Genomic DNA, 17,621 nt, shown 5'->3' with positions numbered 1-17,621 from the left:
GGGTGCGGCCTACGCCTCCTCGAACAGGGCGATCTCCGCCCAGATCGTCTTGCCCTCCGCGGTGTGCCGGCTGCCCCAGCGCTGGGTGAGCTGGGCGACCAGCAGCAGGCCCCGGCCGCCCTCGTCGAAGGTCTTGGCCCGGCGCAGGTGCGGGGCGGTGTGGCTGGTGTCGGACACCTCGCAGATCAGCGTGTCCGCGTCGTGGATCAGCCGCAGCCGGATCGGGCGGGCGCCGTACCGGATCGCATTGGTGACCAGCTCGCTGACCACCAGCTCCGTCGTGAACCCGGCCTCGCTCAGCCCCCAGGTGTCCAGCTGCCCTACGACCTGTTTGCGGATCGGCGCGACCAGCGCCGGGTCGCCGGGGATGTCCCAGGTCGTCACCTGGGAGGCCGGCAGGCCGTGGGTGCGGGCCAGCAGCAGGGCCACGTCGTCGGGGGCGCCGCCCGACGGCAGCAGGGCGTGCAGGATGCCGTCGCAGGTCTCGTCCAGGGCGCCCACGTGTCCCCCGAGCGCCCGGCACAGCAGCTCACGGCCGGCGTCCCCGTCCCGGTCCCGGGACACCACCAGGCCGTCCGTGTACAGGGCGAGCACGGTGCCCTCGGGCAGGTCCACCTCGGCCGACTCGAAGGGGAGTCCGCCGAGGCCCAGCGGGGGACCGGCGGGCACGTCGAGCCGCTGGGGCCGGCCGCCCGGCCGCAGGAGCACCGGCGGCGGATGCCCGGCCCGGGCCAGGGTGCAGCGCCGGGACACCGGGTCGTAGACCGCGTACAGGCAGGTCGCGCCGACCTCGCCGGTGCTGGCGTCGTGGCCTGACTCCTCCGACAGCCGGACCACCAGGTCGTCGAGGTGCGTGAGCAGCTCGTCCGGGGCGAGGTCGATGTCGGCGAGGGTGCGTACGGCAGTGCGCAGCCGGCCCATGGTGGCCGAGGCCTGGATACCGTGCCCGACGACGTCCCCGACGACCATGGCGACCCGCATCCCGGACAGCGGGATCACGTCGAACCAGTCGCCGCCCACTCCGGCCCGGGCCGCGGGCAGATAGCGGGAGGCGGCCTCCAGGGCCGCGGTGCGGGGGAGTGAACGGGGCAGCAGGCTGCGCTGGAGCGCGAGGGCGGTCTCCCGCTCGCGCGAGTAGCGGCGGGCGTTGTCGATGCAGACGGCGGCCCGCGCGGTGATCTCCTCGGCGAGCATGGCGTCGTCCGCGGTGAACCCGTCCGGGCGCCGGTGCCGGGTGAGCACCGCGACGCCGAGGGTCAGCCCGCGCGCCTGGATCGGCACCGACATCGAGGAGTGGACGCCGAACTGCCGTACCTTCTCGGCGCGCGGGGCGTTCCAGTCCAGCCACTGGTCCATGTCGCCCGCGGCCACCGAGGCGGTGATCGTCCGGCCCGTGGTGACCGAGTGCGCCTGCGGGGAGAAGTCGGGGTAGATCTCGATCCGGCCCGGCTCGGTCACCGCCTCGGGCACGCCCGGCAGGACCGACCGGTGGGCGTGCCGCCGCAGCCGGACCGGTGCCGTGAGACGGGCCGGGGGCTCGCTGCCGTTCTCCTCCGGGTCGAGCAGGTCGATGGTGACGAAGTCGGCGAGCGCGGGCACGCACACGTCCGCCAGTTCCTCCGCCGTGCGGGTGACGTCCAGGGTGGAGCCGATGCGGATGCTCGCCTCGTTCACCAGCTGCAGGCGTTGCCGGGCCCGGTAGATGTCGGTGACGTCGTGCGCGGCCAGACACACGCCCCGCACCCGGCCCTCGGCGTCCCTGACCGGTGCGATCCGGGCGAGCCAGGCGTCCGCCGGGTCCTGGCCGCAGGTGTGCGTGAAGGTCTGGGCGTCCAGCGGAAGCCCGGTGTTCAGCACCCGGAGCATGCTCCGCTCCAGCTCCTCGCTCTGCGGCCGGCCGCCGATCTCCGCGAGCCTGAGGCCCCGCACCCGTTCCTCGGGCAGGCCATAGACCTCGGCCATCGCGGCGTTCATCCGGCGCAGCCGCAGCTCGGCGTCGTACACGGCGACGGCACACGGCGACTGGGTCAGGCCTGCCGCGGTCAGCGGGTCGTCCGGCCCCGCCGGTTCGGTGCCGGTCAGCGGGGTGACCACCAGCCAGTCGCCGGGCCGGCCGTCGTGCGCCGGGCGGTGGTGCGCGAGCAGCCACACCGAGACCGTACGGCCGTCCCGGTGGCGCAATCCGACCGTTCCGGCCCAGCGGGCGCCGCCGGGCATGGGCGGGGTGCCGTCATCGGCGAGGAGTTCGGTGGCGGGGCGGCCCAGGACGGTCTCGGGCGCGTGACCGAGCAGGCGCCGAGCTCCCTCGTTCCACTCCACCAGGGTGCCGTCGTCGTCAATGACAGCCCGGGCCGTAGCCGCATCGTCGAACGGATAGACCCGGCTCATCGTCGCCGCTCCCAAGCGCACACTCACAGTGAACAGGCTGTACCACTCGTGCTTCCAGCGTAGTGCGTCGGACGCCGGCGTGACGGCGACCCCCGATGACATGACTGGTACGTCGATCATGGTCAAGGGGGAATTGCGGCCGGTCTTCCGCCGGAGCTGGGCGGACACTTCCGGACGCTTGACGATCGTGTGTGGCGGGTCGTCAGAATCTGTTCGGTCACGATCAGTTGTGAGTGCTTCTGGGTCCTGATGGGCGGCAGGGTCGCCGAGTGCCCGGCGCGATCACGTGGCGTCGTGGAAGACCAGCCCCAGGGTGCGCCGTCGCCCGGACCGTACCGTGCTCACCCCGTGCCGCACCGCCCCGGCAGACCAGCCCCGTCGGGTGCGTACGGGGCGGTCCCGGGTGGTGAACACCAGACCGTGGCCCTGGCGCAGGACGCTCGCCGTGCCCCGGGACTGGGCGCGTGGGCGCTGCTCCACCAGCAGGAACTCGCCGCCGGTGTAGTCGGTGCCGTACGCGTCCAGGGCGATCACCACCTGGAGCGGGAAGACCAGCTCGCCGAACACGTCCCGGTGCAGGGCGTTCCAGTCGCCCGGGCCGTAGGAGAGCAGGATCTGCGCCGAGCGGTCCTGCCCGGCGGCATGGCAGCGCTCCAGCCACTCCTCCAGCGTGTCCGGCCAGGGGGCCGGGCGGTCCAGGCGGGCCGCCCAGTCGCGGGCGACCGGCAGCAGGTGCGGGTAGAGCGCGGCGCGCAGCGCGGCCACCGGGGCGGGCAGGTCGTGCGTGAAGTAGCGGTACTCGCCCGAGCCGAACCGGTGCCGGGCCAGATCGACCGTCGTACGGAACAGCTCGGGTGCGTCGTAGAGGGCGGCCAGGCCGGCGCATTCGGCCGGCGTCAGCAGCGGGCCCGTGGGCGCGCAGCCGTGCTCGTCCAGCTCGGCCGCGAGCGCGGTCCAGTCGGTGCGGGCGGCGCGGCGGCGGGCTTCGTCCGGAGTGAGCGTCATGCCGTCTCCATCAGCTTGTCCATGAGGTCGAGTCTGCTGCGCCGGGGCAACGGTCACCGGCGGGAACCGGACATGACGCTCGACTCGCCGCCCACTCTGGCAGGTACCGGTAAAAGTAGCGCTTGACCTGGTGATATTTACGGCCAAGTACCTGCGCGGTACCGTGAGGGGCATGCCAGCTCTCAACGTGGAGTTCAGCGAACGCGAGCTAGAGGACCTGCGGCAGATCGCCAAGGAGCGCGGTACGTCGATGAAGGCCCTCGTGCGCGAGGCGGCAGCCGCCGACATCGCCCGGCACCGGGCGCTGCAGGAGGGCGCCGAGGCGTTCCGCAGCTTCTTCACCGCCCACGCCGAGGAGTTCGCCGCCGCGTTCCCGGACGACGAGTCCCCCGCCGACGGCGAGGCCGCCTGAGCGATGCCCTCCATCATCCATATCGATGTCCCGTGGCTGCTCCAGCGCCACGAGGAAGTCCTGCCCGACCAGCCCACGGTCGACGACTTCTCCGCGCTGGTCGCCGCCGTCGCCCGGCACCGTGTCGACCCGCCCCGGCTCGGCGTGGACTCCGACCCCGCCTGGCGGGCCGCCGCGCTGCTGCACACCCTCGCCGTGCTCAAGCCGCTGCCCGCGGCCAACGCCCGCTTCGCCTGCGCGACCGCCGTGGCCTACATGTTCGTCAGCGGCGTCGGCATCGACCCGCCCTACGGCGCCCTCGTCGACCTCGCCCGCGACCTGATGTCCGGCAAGGCCGACGTCTATGGCGCGGCCGACCGGCTCCGCTCCTGGCAGATCTGACAGGAAATCACAGGTCCGGCAGAGACGGATCCTACAGTTGTGACACCACCCGGCCGGCGGGGGAAGCCGCCTGGGCCGCCGGCCGGGGGCGGTCCGGGACGGCACCCAGTCCACTACCGGGGCGGCCGGTCCGGGAGCGTGCGTGGCCGGGCGGTGTGTGCGCTGTCTTCGCACGGGGCACGGGAGAAACAGAAAGCCGACCGCTCCGACCAGCCCGCCCCCGTCGCATTCTGACTTTCTTTCAATAAGACCGATGTCGTACGGCTCTCTTGTTGCTCGTGTGGAAGTTGTGCAAGGGTTGCCACGCCCGTGCGGGGGGTAAAGTCCGGGCTTCTTTCGGCAGTTGACCAATCGGGCCGGCCGTACGCCCGTGAATTCCCGCTCCCCGTACGCACCCAAAGGTATGTGCCAACGTACCGACGCACGTCACACGCACCAAAGGAATCCGCTCAGTGTCCACCCCCCACCCCCCTCGTCCCCCCTATCCGCCGCCCGGCGGAGAAGGCGGGGAATCCGATGAATCCCTCGCCGGCCCGCTGCGCGCCGGCTCCGACGCGGAGGCCTCCCGGTCCGCCGCCCTCCTGATGGCCCGTCACTGGCAGTCCGCGCAGGACTACGCGATGATCTGCCTGGCCACGCCCGGCCCTCTGGCCCACATGGTCACGGCCGCCGCCTTCCACCAGGTCCTCGGCCGCCTCGCACTCGGCGAACCCGCCGAGGCGCTCCGGCCCCGCCTGCTGGTGACCGTCCGGGACACGGTCGTCAACTGGTCCGGAACGGAACGAATAGCCTTCGTTCTGCCCGGACTTCAGAAACCCGCCGGGGGACGCGGTATGCGCGCGGCCAAGTCCCTGATTCCGGAAAACCGCTCCCTGTCCGAACACTCATTTCACGCTCTTCCCCGGCTGGAGCAGACACTGCTGTGGCACACCGAGGTGGATGCCGAGCCGATAAACGTCCCCGCCGGGCTGCTCGGCATGGACACCGACACCGCGGCGGCCACACTCGAACAGGCCCGGGACGCATTCCGGGAAGGCCTCGTCCGCGCCCACCGGGAACTCGCGCCGACCAAGGACTGCCGCTACTACAACCGCCTTCTCGACGTCCCGATCCGGCGCGGCGGCGGCCTGCTGCCCGACGTCCGGCAGCACCTCGCCGCCTGCCCGTACTGCCGGCACGCCGCCGAGCAGCTCGGCCAGGCCGAGGCCGGTCCGGGCGTGCTCCTCGCCGAAGCAGTCCTCGGCTGGGGAGCACGCCGCTATCTCGACTCGCGCCCCGGCCGCCGCGGCCCGGAGCCCGTCGGCGCCCGCAGCGGCACCCGTCGCTCCGGCGGACGCCGGCGCGGCGGCGGAAGACCCGGGCTGCTCGCCCGTACGGCCCTGTCCCGTACCGCCCTGCGCGGAGCCCGCCGGCACGGCGGCCCGGACCGCGGGCCGCTCGCGCTGATCCCAGCGCTCGTGCGCCGCGCACCCGGTGCCGCCCGGTCGTCACCGGTGCTGCTCGCCGCGGTCGGCGTCGCCTCGGTCGCGCTGCTCGCGACGGTCGTGGCGATCAGCGTGTGGCCGGACGGCGGTCACGGCACCGGCCCTGTCGCCTCCACGAGCGCCGTGCCCGGCAACGCCTCCTCGCCTCCGCCCGCCTCCGCGACCACGGGACTGCCCGTCGTCGGCCGCCCGACCCGGCTGCGCAACGCCGACTCGGGTCTCTGCCTGGACATCAAGGGCACGCACGCAGCCGGCGCGGGCGCGTTCCTCGCCGCCTGCTCCTCGGCCGGGACGCAGCTGTGGACGTACGAGGCCGACGGGCTGCTGCGCAGTGCCGCCGACTCCCGGCTGTGCCTGGACTCGCACGCCGACGCCGGGGTGGTGATCCTCGGCAGCTGCGCAGCCGCGGGCAGCAAACGGAGCGACGACGTGCGCTACGACCTCACCGTGCACGGCGAGTTGCTGCCCCGCTGGGACGAGAGGCTCGCTCTGGCCCCGGCGGGAAAGGACCCCGGCACCGACCTGGTCGTCAAGGTCCGCGACCGCTCGGCCGCGCAGCGCTGGCTGACCGACGGGCCCTCGGCCGCCCCCGGCTCACTGTCGATCGCGGGCAGCACCGGGCCGTCCGCCGAGCCGGCGCGGTTGTCCGGGCAGGGCACGTAGGCCGGTTACGGCACCTGGCGGTACCTACTGCGTCTTGCCGGGCCCTCGCGGCACGGCCCGGCAGGACGCGGGCGGGGCTCAGGCCGGCTCGACGACGAGGTCGTCCGCGGTGATGCCGGCCGGCGTGGCGTGTCCGGACAGGGCGAGGGTCAGGTCGAACTCGGCGAGCAGGCACCGGATGACGTGTTCGACGCCCGCCTGCCCGTCCAGGCCGAGCCCGTACACGTACGGCCGCCCCAGCAGCACCGCCCGCGCGCCAAGGGCGAGCGCCTTGAACACGTCGTCGCCGGTGCGTACGCCGCTGTCGAACAGCACGGTGAGACGGTCGCCGACCGCGTCCGCGACCCGGGGCAGCGCGTCGGCCGCCGCGACGGAACCCGCCACCTGCCTGCCGCCGTGGTTGGAGACGACCACGCCGTCGACCCCGGCGTCCGCGGCGAGCCGGGCGTCGTCCGGGTGCAGGACGCCCTTGAGGACGATCGGGCCGTCCCAGTGCTCCCGCAGGAAGGCCAGGTCCGGCCAGGTGTGGCTCGCGTCCCCGAACAGACCGAGGAAGTACCGTACCGCCGCTGCCGGATCCTCGTGCACGGGCTTGGCGAGGCCCGCCTGGAACGCCGGGTCGGTGAAGTAGTTGGCGGTGCCCACCCCGTGCAGGAACGGCAGGTACGCCTGGTCGAGGTCGCGGGGCCGCCAGGCCAGCATCGGGGTGTCCAGGGTGACGACCAGCACCGTGTACCCGGCGGCCTTCGCCCGGGCGAGGAAACTCCGGGTCACCTCTCGGTCCCTGCCCCAGTACAGCTGGAACCAGCGCTCGCCGTCCCCCATCGCCTCCGCCACCTGCTCCATCGGTGTGCTGGAGGCGGACGACAGGATGTACGGCACGCCCTGCGCGGCGGCGGCCCGGGCGACGGCCGGCTCGGCGTCCGGATGCATGATCGAGATCGTGCCCACCGGAGCGAGCGCCAGCGGAGCCGGCAGAGCCCGCCCGAGCACCTCGGTGGACAGGTCCCGCTCGGCCACGTCGCGCAGCATGCGCGGCACGATCCGGCGCCGGGCCAGGGCCGCCCGGTTGGCGCGGGCCGTGCTGCCGTCGCCCGCGCTGCCCGCCACATATCCCACCGGGCCGGGCTGGAGCCGGTGTGCGGCCAGTTCCTCCAGCCGGGTGAGGTCGGTGGGCAGCCGGGGCACGGCGCCTGTCATCCCGTTCAGATAGATCTCGTACTGGAAGTCGCCCCAGTGCTTCGCCATCCGTGCCTCCCACCGCTCATCGCCGCATCGCGCTGCCGCCCGACGATCCTGATGGGTAGGCACGGGGCTGTCCACGGGGCTTCCGCGCTTTTCCTCACTCCTCGTCCGCCGGTGCCTCCTGTTCCTGGGCGCCGGGTGCGTCGGGTCCCTGTGCCCGGACCCGCTGGACGTGTTCGAGCGACTCGCGCAACTCGGCGAGCCAGTCGTCCGCGTGACGCTGCACCAGCCGTACGCACCAGGCCAGCGCGTCGCTGCGGCTGCGCGCGACGCCCCCGGCGACGAGGGTGTCCAGGACCTGCCGCTCGGGCTGCCGCAGCCGGGTCATCACCGGCGCCGCCAGATGCGTGAACAGAGCCCGCTCGGTGCCGCACACCACGCCCCACGACACCTTCCGGCGGAACTGGTGCTCGGCCTCGCGGGCCACCTCCATCCGGGCCTCCCGGGTGCGTTCCCGGAACTCCTGGATCCGGGCCCCCACGGCGGCCTCCCGCTCGGCGTCCGAGACGCCCTCGGCGAGCCGCGGCTCGGCGATGCGCCCGATCACGGTGATCTCCTCGCGGTCCACCGCCACCTCGACCAGCTCCGTGAACAGGTCGTCCGGGAGCCGACCGGAGAACCAGCCGCGCAGCTTCTCTTGCTGCTCAGTCGTAATCATGTAATCACGATTACTCCGACCGCAGCATGAACACAAGCGGTCACCGAGGGGTTCGCCGAGGGCGGAGCCGGAATGTTTCAGGACGATTAACGAAGAGGTGTTTTTCGGCCAACCGGCCGCATCCTTCGATCAAGAACCGCTCAACTGTGCGGAGTTGGCGTTCGATTTCCGTAACTTCACGCCACTGCTTCAATACGCAAGGTTACTGAAATCGATGGGTTCGATGTGTGTTTCGGCGGCGGACTCGGCAGAGTGGCGCACGCCGCTCCGGCGCCGACCGGGCTGGAGCCGGCACCCCGATGTTTCGAGCGGAAGGATGCATACAATGCGGACCACCGCGCGCTGGGCAGCGAGCCTCGGCCTGACAGCCGCCGCCGTCTGCGGACCCCTGACCGGGGCCGCCGTCGCTGCACCGGACGCCGTCCCGGCCTCGCTCTACGCCCCCTCGGCGCTGGTGCTCACCACCGGCCACGGCGTCAGTGCGGCCACGGCCACCCCCGAGCGCGCCGTCACCCTCAACTGCGCCCCCACAGCCTCCGGCACCCACCCGGCCGCGACCCAGGCCTGCGCTGAACTGCGCGGCGTGGGCGGCGACTTCAACGCCCTGAAGCCGGCCCCCGACGTGTGGTGCACGAAGCTGTACAACCCCGTGGTCGTCACGGTCCAGGGCGTGTGGCAGGGACAGCGCGTCAACTTCGAGCGCGTCTTCGGCAACTCCTGCATGCGGGACGCGGCCGGCGGCAGCGTCTTCGCGTTCTGAGAGCCCGGGATCGCATGGTCCTCCGTTGCACCGGATCAGGCCCGCGAATGGGGAGTGCGGCCCCCTGGAAGCGGGGAACCTGCGATCTCGCACCGGGACTGGCGGGCGGAGTGGGGCCTCCCGTCGGTATCCGGTAAACAGCCGCTCCCCGGGCAGGCCCGTGGGGGGCCGACCCGGGGAGCGGCGAAAAACAGACCGTTTGCGCGGCGTATGCCATTGACTCGTGTCGCATGACAGCGGCAGCGATGGCTGCACAGAGCGACAGCCGGAGCGATAGCCGGAGCGACAGCCAGGGCGAGGAGCCACCGTCGCGGCCGGCTGGGAGTCCGGCGCGATCGGCTCACGCACCGCGCCAGGGCGTGCGCCGGGGCAGCCAGCCCGGTACGGCCCGCCGGTAGTGCGCGTAGTCCGCGCCGAACCGGCGCAGCAGCCGCGGCTCCTCGTCCCAGCGCACGAAGACCCAGGTGAGCACCAAGAGGCCGACGGCGTAGGCGAACAGCACCGGGCGGGCGAGCAGCAGGCCCTGGCCGCAGAGCACGGCGGCCACGGCGAGGTAGACCGGGTTGCGCACGAACCGGTACGGCCCGCTCACCACCAGCCGCTCGGGCGGCGCCACCGGCGACGGGGTGCCGAGGCCCTCCAGCGCGAACCGGGCGAAGGAATCCAGGATCACCGCCGCCCCGGCGGCCAGGGGCAGCAGCCCGAGCAGCCGCAGTGGCAGCCACCAGTGCCCGGCCTGCCAGCCGCCCGTCAGCCAGTAGGGCACCAGCACGGACACGCTGCCCGAGACCAGGACGAGGAACAGGGCGCTGCCGAGGACCGCGGTCGCCTTGCGCATACCCTCACCATGACACCAGGAGGGGCCGCCGTCTCCCTGCGGACGGCGGCCCCTCGGTCTGGTGGGGACAAGGACGGTCACATGGACCGGGCTGTCACATGTGGACGACGGGGGTGCCCGCGTCCTGCTGCGGCACACCGCGCCGGTAGAGCAGGAAGGCGATCACCGCGCCCGCGGCGAAGAAGCCCGCCGACCACCAGAAGGCGGTGGTGTAGCTCTCGATCGTCGCCTGGGCCTGTACCAGCTTGCTCGTGGCGTCGTGGCCCGACAGATAGTCCGTGGCGGCGCTCGAGGCGAGCGTGCTCAGCAGCGCCGTACCGACCGAACCGCCCACCTGCTGCATGGCGTTGACGGTCGCGGAGGCGACGCCGGCGTCCTCGGCGGCGACCCCGCCGGTGGCCAGCTGCATGGAGGGCGGCATGACCAGGCCGAGGCCCACGCCGATCACGATCAGCTGCGGCAGCACCGCGCTGACGTAGTGCGAGCCGAGGCCGATGCCGGTGAGCCAGGCCATGCCGGCCAAGGCGATCGCGAAGCCCAGCGGGATGACGGCCTTCGGGCCGATGCGGGGCAGCAGGACCGTGGTCCCGAGCTGCGCGGTCACCATCACCGCGCCGACCATCGGCATGATCGCCGCACCGGTCTTCGTCGGGCTGAAGCCGAGGTTGAGCTGGAGGTAGTAGGTCAGGAAGAGGAAGACGCCGAACATGCCCGCGCCGGTGATCAGCACCGCGAGGAAGGAGGCCGCGCGGTCCCGGTCGAGCAGGATGCGCAGCGGCAGCAGCGGGTGCGCGGCCCGGGTCTGCCACCAGGCGAAGGCCGCCAGCAGCAGACCGCCCGCGATCAGGAAGCCCCAGGTCAGCGGGGAGCCCCAGTCATGGGTCTCGGCGTTGGAGAAGCCGTACACGACGGAGAACAGACCGCCGGCGACCAGGACCGTGCCCGGCACGTCCAGCTTGGCGTTCGCCGCGTCGCGGTGGCTGCCCAGCAGCACCCAGCCGCCCGCGAAGGCGACGACCGCGATGGCCACGTTGACGTACAGGGTCGAGCGCCAGTCGAACGCGTCGGTCAGCACACCGCCGAGCAGCAGGCCCACCGCACCGCCGGCTCCGGCGATGGCGCCGTACACGCTGAACGCGCGGGCCCGCTCGCGGGCATTGGTGAACGTGGTGTTGAGCAGCGACAGCGCGGCGGGCGCGAGCAGCGCGCCGAACGCACCCTGCAGGGCGCGCGCGGTCACCAGCATGGTGAAGCCGTTCGCGGCACCGCCCAGGGCGGAGGCCCCGGCGAAGCCGACGACGCCGATGAGGAAGGCGGGCTTGCGGCCGAACAGGTCGGCGATGCGCCCGCCGAGCAGCAGCAGCGAGGCGAAGGCCAGCGCGTACGCGGTCACGACCCACTGCCGGCTGCCGTCGGAGAAGCCGAGGTCGGCCTGGGCGGAAGGCAGGGCGATGTTCACGATCGTGGCGTCGAGGATCACCATCAGCTGGGCGACGGCGATGACCCCGAGGATCCACCACCGCTTGGCCGAGGCCTCGACGGAGACCGGTGCCACCGCTTCCGCGCGGGAGCCTTCGGCCAGGGTCTTCTGGGACATGGGGAACCACTCCAGGGAAGTCGTTCTGGGAACACGCGAGGGGCGCATGCGAACGGAAGCGTCGTAAACGAAACCGTTTCGTACACATCGAGCGTAAAACAGTTTCAGCGAAACGGCAACGTTTCGTTGGGTGGGGTCGTCCGACCAGGTCCCCTGGCGGGACCGAGTGGGTTACGGTGACGCCGTCGGTATGGGGGCTCTGAGTCGAGAATCGGTTACAGGTGGTAAACACTTCTTCTGGTCCCGTTGCGGTGATCCTCACCGCGCTGCAAGTGGAGTACGAGGCGGTACGCGACCGGCTCGCGGACCTGACCCGGACCAACGAGGGCGGCACGATCTTCGAGCGGGGGCGGTTACCCGGCACGCGCTGGAGCGTCGTCCTCGCCCTGACCGGGCAGGGCAACGACAACGCGTCCGCGGTCACCACGCTCGCGTACAGCCTCTACAGGCCCAGCGTGCTGTTCTTCGTCGGCGTCGCGGGCGGGCTGAAGGACGACCTCCAGATTGGCGACGTCGTCATCGGCGAACGCATCTACGACTACCGCGAGAGGCAGGGTCCCGACGGCGACCACTACCGCCCGCGCGGCTGGGAGGCGCCCTGGTGGCTCATCCGGCACGTGCAGCTGATGAAGTTCGGCCGGGATGTCCCCGGCCGGGTGCTCATCAAGCCGATCGCCTCGGGCAACGTCGTTCTCGACAGGGGAACTTCTGAGCTGGCCCGGCGTCTGCGCGGCAACTACGACGACGCCGTCGCGATCGAGATGGAGAGCGCCGGTGTGTGCCAGGCCGCTCATCAGGCCGGCAAGCTGGACACGTTGACGATCCGTGGGATCTCCGACAAGGCGGACGGCGCCAAACGCCAGGCGGATGCGGGCGGTTCCCAGGAGCGTGCGGCGTGGAGCGCCGCCAAGACGGCGGTGGCGATCCTTGTCTCCCTCGCCCGGGACGGCTACGCCGAGGGCGTGGCCCGGCGCAGCGTGACTTCCCCGCCCGAGGGCGCCGATCCCGGTGCCGACGCTGGCGCGGGCGGCTCGACTCGTCGGAAAGGAAGCCAGGTTGGCGCGCCCCCTGTATCCGGAGTCGCCGCGGACGTGCCGTCGTCCGGCGCCACCCGGCCTGCGCCCGAGCACCCCACGCCCTCACCGGCCCCGCGCCCCCGCCTGCACGCCTCCCTGCTGTCCGCTGCCCGGCGCCTCCGCTCGCCGAACAAGAAGACCGACGGGACCTCCAAGCGCCGGCGCGTGCTCACCGCGTGTGTCGCGCTGGGCCTGGTCGGCGCCCTGATCACGGTGCTGCTGTCGTCGCAGTCCCACCGTCGCGGAGGCGGCAAGGACTCGGGGCTGGCCGCGTGTCCGGCGTCCCCGGCGAACGTCCAGCTGCGTGTCGCTGCTTCCATCGATCTCTCCGCGTCGCTGGCCGAGGCGGCCCGCCACTATGGCGCACGGAGCGCCCCGGACGGCAGTTGCGTAAGTGTCAAGGTGTACGACCTGAACTCCGGTACGGCGATGCGCGCGTTGGCCAGGGGCTGGCGGGAGGAAGACGGCGACCGGCCCGACGTGTGGTCGCCCGCCGGCAGCGCCTGGCTCACCCTCGCCCGGACCCGGGCCACCGGAAGCGCGAAGACCCTGCTGCCCGAGACCGCGCAGCCGATTGTCACCAGCCCCCTGACGATCGCGATGCCCAAGCCGATGGCCACGGCCCTGGGCTGGCCGGAGTACACCCTCGGCTGGAGCAAGCTCGCGGAGTGGGCCGCCGACCCGGCGAAGTTCTGGAAGAAGGTCGGGCACAAGGAGTGGGGCGTGTTCAAACTCGGCAAGACCAACCCCCTGTACTCCACCTCCGGCCTGAACGCCACGATCGGCGCCTACTACGCCAAGACCAGGACCAGCGCCGAACTGTCCACCCGGGACATCGACCTGCCGAAGAACCAGGACTTCGTCCGCTCCATCGAGAAGTCCGTGGTCCACTACGGCGACACCACGCTCACCTTCCTGGCCAACCTGCGCGCCGCCGACGACCAGGGCGGCGCCGACGAGGCGCTGAAGTACATCTCGGCCGTCACCGTCGAGGAGGACGCGGTCGTCGCCTACAACGAGGGCTATCCTTGCGGTGCTTACAGCACGGACAAGGCCTGCAAGAAGCGGCCCACCCGCCCGCACACCCCGCTCGTCGCCTTCTACCCGACCGACAGCCGCCCGAGCAGCGACCATCCCTATGTGCAGCTGCGCGGCATCGGCAAGCCCAAGGAGGCGGTGTCGGCTGACTTCCTGAGCTACCTGCACCACACGGACATCTACGCGAAGTACTTCGCGCCGTACGGCTTCCGCACCTACAAGGGTTCGGCCGACTCCGACGACGCGCCGCTGATCTCCCCGCGTGACGGCGCGCTGCCCAAGACTCCCGTTGCGGACTACACGGCACCCGACGGCAAGGTCCTGGACGAGGTGCAGAACGTCTGGCCGGGCCTGCGCCGCCGGGCCAACGTCCTCGTGCTGATCGACACGTCGAAGTCGATGGACGAGAAGGTGCCCGGTAACGGCGCCACCAAGATGCAGCTGCTGCGGGCCGCCGAACCGGCCCTCTTCAACGGCTTCGCCGACACCGACCAGGTGGGCCTGTGGAAATTCTCGAACGCGGCCAGCCTCGACGGCAAGCACCATTACGTCCCGCTGGTGGACATCGGCCCGATGGGGGAAAGACTCGCCGACCACCACGGCGTCACCCGGGGCAAGGAACTCGTGGACGAGGTCGAGGGATTGGTACCCAACGGCGCCACCGGCCTCTACGGCACGATCGAGGCGGCTGTGGACACCATGCGCGAGAACTACGACCCGGGCGCCATCAACGCGATCGTCCTGCTCACCGACGGGCGCAACGAGGGCGTGCCGCCGAATCCGACCCTCCAGGACGTCCTGGCCAAGATCGGCAACCCGGACAAGCGGATCCGCGTGTTCACCGTGGCCTACGGCTCAGAGGCCGACCAGCAGGACGTGAACGGCAAGAGTGTCCTGGAGGAGATCTCCGCCGCGACGGGGGCACGCGCGTACTCGGCCAAGAACCCGAAGATCATCAGCGACGTGCTGACCAGCGTGATCTCCAACTTCTGAGCCCTTCCGGGTCAGGGGTTCCGGGGCGCGGGCTTACATTCCTTGACGAGAATATAACTGGAGGGGCATATTGGTCTCATGTCCGACGCCGCGCTCTGGACCGCTCTCGCCGACCCCCACCGGCGGGCCATCGTCGCTCTGCTCCTGGAGCGGCCCCGGCCCGTCGGGGAGCTCGTGGAGGCATGCGGGCTGAGCCAGCCGAGCACGTCCAAGCATCTGAAGGTGCTGCGGGAGGCGGGTCTGGTGCGGGTCAGGCAGGACGCACAGCGCCGCGTCTACGCCCTCGACCCGGCCCCGATCGCCGCCCTGGACGCCTGGCTGGCGCCGTACCGGGCGCTGTGGAACAGCGGCCTGGACGCCCTGGGTCGCCGCCTCGACGAGACGGGCGAGACGTCGGACGCCACCTGAGACCGTTCCTAAAGACTGAGCGGGAGTGGGTCCTGTTGCCAGGACTCGTGCTCAGCCGCGTGCTCCGAACGGTGTTGGGCACTCCCCCACTGCCTTAAGGGCGTGGGAGGTACCCCCAGGTCGCCCGCTTTCGCTCCGCGTCCGGGCGGCGCGCATCTGGTGCGTGGTCCGGGAATGCGGGGGCGGGGTCCCTCACGCCCTGGGGCGCCTGGTCCGGCCTGGGCGGTCCGATGCCCGTAACGATCACTCCGGTCGTTGCGGGGCGGTGCCGTCCGTCGCCGGATCGGGTGCCCGAGGGCGCGTCGTCCGATCGCCACGGCTGCTGCGTCGTGGCGTGTGGTGTTACGGGTCTTGGTGGTGAGGGGTTTTTGCCAGTGCTGGGCGCCCCAGCGGCTGGTGTAGGCGGGGTCGACCGCGACGACGGCGATGTCCTGTTCGGTGGCCATCGCCACCAGTCGTGCCTTCAGCCTGGCCGTGGGGAAGCGGGAGATCAGGCGGCGGAAGCGCTTGTTGCGGCCGTGCTTCTCCCGGGACGTGCCGTCGGTGAAGTCGAGATCCTCGACCGCGACCGCCACGGCCCCACTGTGGCGGGTGCGGTGCAGCAGCCGGGTCAGCGCGTGCCGGATCTGGGCGTCCCGGTGCGCGGTGCTGCCGGACAGGTCGTAAGAGAAGCGGCGGGGTTCGCCGACCGGGTTGCCGTGCACGTCCAGGTGCCAGGCGGCGACGGGGGTGATCGTTCATGTCCACCGCCACCACACCCCGCGCGAGGGCCGCCTCCAGCGGCAGCAGGGGGACGGGGGCGCGCTGCCAGGAGGCGGTCACATACCAGCGGCCTCGTACGGTGTCGTGGTGGATGCGGTAGGCCACCGCCCGGTCGGCGGCGATCCGGTCCAGCCACTCCCCGGCCCGGTGCTTGAACTCCACGACCGCGTCCAGCACATACCGGCCGTGCGGGGCGTTGGCCAGATGGGCCAGGGCGGCGGGGAGCCTGATCGAGACGTGCCCGGTGGCGGTGATACGGATGGTCTCGTTGCCCAGGCGTTTGCCGGACTCCCCATCAGCGGCCAGGAACATCCGCGCCGCCTGCCACCGCTGCCGCCACGCCTCCTGGTACAGCCCCGAGTCAGCGAGGTGGTGACGCAGGCGGGCAAGGGCTTTGCCGCCGCGCACCACGTGCACCCGGCCTGCCGCCCAGTCCGCCTCCAGCGTGGCCAGCCGGTCCTTGAGCGCGTGCAGGCGGCGGGACCTGGCATGCCACTGCGCCCGCGAACCGTAACCGCGCGGCAGCCCCGCCCGCTTGTCGGACTTGGCGCCCAGCGGCCGTGCCAGGCGGGCCCCGATCGACGCAATCTGCCCGTGCAGCCACACCATCTCCGCCACCTCCCCGCGCCGCGCGAGCGCCCACTGGTCGTGGGTGGCCTTGGTGATACTGCCCGCCCAACGGGCCGACGAGACCCCCGTCAGTCGCCGCTTCCGCGCCGCCCACGCGCCCGCGTCGTGGCCCAGGCCCTGCCTGGTGCGCACCGCGAGATCCGCGGCGGCCAGGGAACCGAGGAACGCTCCGACCTCGGCCAGCACCGCAGCATCCGTCTCCGAGACACGCAGCCGGGTCCGGACGGCCACCCCCGCCGGGCCGGGCACCACGAACGACGCAGCCAGCTCACGCAGCCCGCCCACCCGTCACCCCCGCACCGGCGCCGAAGATCCTTTCATCACCTCCAACGACCACCACCTGGAAAGGTCACACATTCGATGCAGGAACCTCTGTCCCCTTCGGGACACTCACGCGCCGCAACACGGGACCACCGACACTCATGCATGCCAGAACTCACTCGGACTCAGCCAAACCCCAGCAGCTCCCAACCCCCCGGAGAGCGCGCTCGCCTGGCTGGAGCGGGACCGCTAGGCCCCGGAGTCCTAGCTCAGACACCAGCCGCAAGGTAGCGGTCAGGACTTCGTGACCTTGGTCTTCTTCGGCTGACGGGGGACGGTCTTGGCTCTGTCGAGGTGCCCGTACACCGTCGACCTCGGCACGCTGAACATGTCGGCGATCTGCTGGACGGTCTTCCTCCGCTCGTCGTAGAGCCGTTGGGCAAGCGCGGCCTGGTCCTCGGTGAGCTTCGGCCGGCGCCCGCCCACCCGGCCGCGGGCCCGAGCGGAGGCAAGCCCGTCGTTCGTGTTCGCCACGATCAGCTCCTGCTGGAGCTCTGTCAGTACGAATATCCGAACATCGCCCGCCCCTCCATCGTGGCGGTGTCAATGCCCTGCTCGATGACGTGCAGCCCGATACTCCGCTCGCGCAGCTCGGCGCCGAGGGTCACCAGGTGCAGCACCGAGCGGGAGAGCCGGTCGAGCCGGGTCACCTTCAACGTGTCGCCCTCACGCAGCAACTGCATGACGAGATCGAGCTTCGGGCGCGACGCCTGCGCGCCGCTGGCGACGTCGACGTGGATGTTGTCGCGGTCGACGCCGTGGCGGAGAAGTGCGTCGATCTGGTGATCGGGGTTCTGGTCGGCCGTCGATGTGCGGCAGTAGCCAATGAGCCTTTTCCAACCTCACCCTGAGCTGGTCAGATGCAGAGTGAGTATCGCTTGGACGAGGTTGGTGATCCGGGCGGTTGAGCATCGGAGTTTGCGTAGCAGTCTCCAGGCTTTGAGGGTGGCGACGGCCTGCTC

General features: G+C 71.7%; 14 protein-coding genes and 2 pseudogenes. 6 read left to right on the top strand and 10 right to left on the bottom strand.

Going from position 1 to position 17,621, the window contains the following annotated elements; all coding sequences use genetic code 11:
• Window positions 1-9 precede the first annotated feature (9 nt).
• Together ACWD35_RS10780 and ACWD35_RS10775 are read right to left on the bottom strand one after the other, a co-directional pair.
• Window positions 10-2,388 carry a SpoIIE family protein phosphatase gene (locus ACWD35_RS10780; RefSeq protein ID WP_451350836.1) on the bottom strand — a complete coding sequence of 793 codons (2,379 nt, stop codon included), beginning with the start codon at window positions 2,386-2,388 and terminating at the stop codon, window positions 10-12.
• A gap of 282 nt (window positions 2,389-2,670) precedes the next feature.
• The gene (locus tag ACWD35_RS10775; RefSeq protein ID WP_451350835.1) at window positions 2,671-3,393 is read right to left on the bottom strand and encodes a 2OG-Fe(II) oxygenase; all 723 of its coding nucleotides are present in this window, start codon (window positions 3,391-3,393) and stop codon (window positions 2,671-2,673) included.
• Window positions 3,394-3,565: 172 nt separating this feature from the next.
• Here ACWD35_RS10775 and ACWD35_RS10770 point away from each other — a divergent pair, with 172 nt between their 5' ends.
• The 3 genes from ACWD35_RS10770 to ACWD35_RS10760 all read left to right on the top strand — a co-directional run bounded on the left by ACWD35_RS10770 (window position 3,566) and on the right by ACWD35_RS10760 (window position 6,333).
• On the top strand, window positions 3,566-3,805 hold the full coding sequence (locus ACWD35_RS10770; protein ID WP_451350834.1) for a hypothetical protein: 240 nt from the start codon (window positions 3,566-3,568) through the stop codon (window positions 3,803-3,805).
• A gap of 3 nt (window positions 3,806-3,808) precedes the next feature.
• On the top strand, window positions 3,809-4,186 hold the full coding sequence (locus tag ACWD35_RS10765) for a toxin Doc (RefSeq protein WP_451350833.1): 378 nt from the start codon (window positions 3,809-3,811) through the stop codon (window positions 4,184-4,186).
• A gap of 452 nt (window positions 4,187-4,638) precedes the next feature.
• Window positions 4,639-6,333: an RICIN domain-containing protein gene (locus ACWD35_RS10760; RefSeq protein ID WP_451350832.1), complete on the top strand. Its 1,695-nt coding sequence runs from the start codon at window positions 4,639-4,641 to the stop codon at window positions 6,331-6,333.
• 78 nt (window positions 6,334-6,411) lie between these two features.
• On the opposite strand, the gene ACWD35_RS10755 is transcribed toward ACWD35_RS10760, so the two are convergent.
• Window positions 6,412-7,581: a lactate 2-monooxygenase gene (locus tag ACWD35_RS10755; RefSeq protein ID WP_451350831.1), complete on the bottom strand. Its 1,170-nt coding sequence runs from the start codon at window positions 7,579-7,581 to the stop codon at window positions 6,412-6,414.
• A gap of 94 nt (window positions 7,582-7,675) precedes the next feature.
• Window positions 7,676-8,236 carry a hypothetical protein gene (locus ACWD35_RS10750; RefSeq protein WP_451350830.1) on the bottom strand — a complete coding sequence of 187 codons (561 nt, stop codon included), beginning with the start codon at window positions 8,234-8,236 and terminating at the stop codon, window positions 7,676-7,678.
• A gap of 325 nt (window positions 8,237-8,561) precedes the next feature.
• Here ACWD35_RS10750 and ACWD35_RS10745 point away from each other — a divergent pair, with 325 nt between their 5' ends.
• Complete coding sequence (locus tag ACWD35_RS10745; protein WP_451350829.1) at window positions 8,562-8,996, top strand: subtilase-type protease inhibitor; 435 nt, start codon at window positions 8,562-8,564, stop codon at window positions 8,994-8,996.
• A gap of 340 nt (window positions 8,997-9,336) precedes the next feature.
• Here ACWD35_RS10745 and ACWD35_RS10740 read toward each other — a convergent pair whose 3' ends face one another.
• Window positions 9,337-9,834 (bottom strand): methyltransferase family protein, encoded by a 498-nt coding sequence (locus ACWD35_RS10740; RefSeq protein WP_451350828.1) that lies wholly within the window; start codon window positions 9,832-9,834, stop codon window positions 9,337-9,339.
• A gap of 94 nt (window positions 9,835-9,928) precedes the next feature.
• Window positions 9,929-11,431, bottom strand: coding sequence for an MFS transporter (locus ACWD35_RS10735; protein WP_451350827.1), 1,503 nt, complete (start codon window positions 11,429-11,431; stop codon window positions 9,929-9,931).
• Between the two features lie 251 nt (window positions 11,432-11,682).
• On the opposite strand from ACWD35_RS10735, the gene ACWD35_RS10730 reads away from it, so the two are divergent.
• The gene (locus ACWD35_RS10730; protein ID WP_451350826.1) at window positions 11,683-14,538 is read left to right on the top strand and encodes a phosphorylase family protein; all 2,856 of its coding nucleotides are present in this window, start codon (window positions 11,683-11,685) and stop codon (window positions 14,536-14,538) included.
• 78 nt (window positions 14,539-14,616) lie between these two features.
• On the top strand, window positions 14,617-14,946 hold the full coding sequence (locus tag ACWD35_RS10725; protein ID WP_451350825.1) for an ArsR/SmtB family transcription factor: 330 nt from the start codon (window positions 14,617-14,619) through the stop codon (window positions 14,944-14,946).
• 8 nt (window positions 14,947-14,954) lie between these two features.
• Here ACWD35_RS10725 and ACWD35_RS10720 read toward each other — a convergent pair.
• The 4 genes and pseudogenes from ACWD35_RS10720 to ACWD35_RS10705 all read right to left on the bottom strand — a co-directional run.
• Window positions 14,955-16,623, bottom strand: a pseudogene (locus ACWD35_RS10720) (IS200/IS605 family accessory protein TnpB-related protein).
• A gap of 270 nt (window positions 16,624-16,893) precedes the next feature.
• Complete coding sequence (locus ACWD35_RS10715) at window positions 16,894-17,133, bottom strand: helix-turn-helix domain-containing protein (RefSeq protein WP_451350824.1); 240 nt, start codon at window positions 17,131-17,133, stop codon at window positions 16,894-16,896.
• Window positions 17,134-17,156: 23 nt separating this feature from the next.
• Window positions 17,157-17,438 carry a recombinase family protein gene (locus ACWD35_RS10710; RefSeq protein WP_451351089.1) on the bottom strand — a complete coding sequence of 94 codons (282 nt, stop codon included), beginning with the start codon at window positions 17,436-17,438 and terminating at the stop codon, window positions 17,157-17,159.
• A 63-nt stretch (window positions 17,439-17,501) separates the two neighbouring features.
• A pseudogene (locus tag ACWD35_RS10705) lies at window positions 17,502-17,621 on the bottom strand (IS5/IS1182 family transposase); the annotation flags it as partial.

The sequence above is a fragment of the Streptomyces sp. NPDC002671 genome, assembly GCF_053592475.1.
The sequence above is the reverse complement of the archived record's forward strand: the minus strand, read 5'-3'. Positions and strand labels throughout refer to the sequence as shown.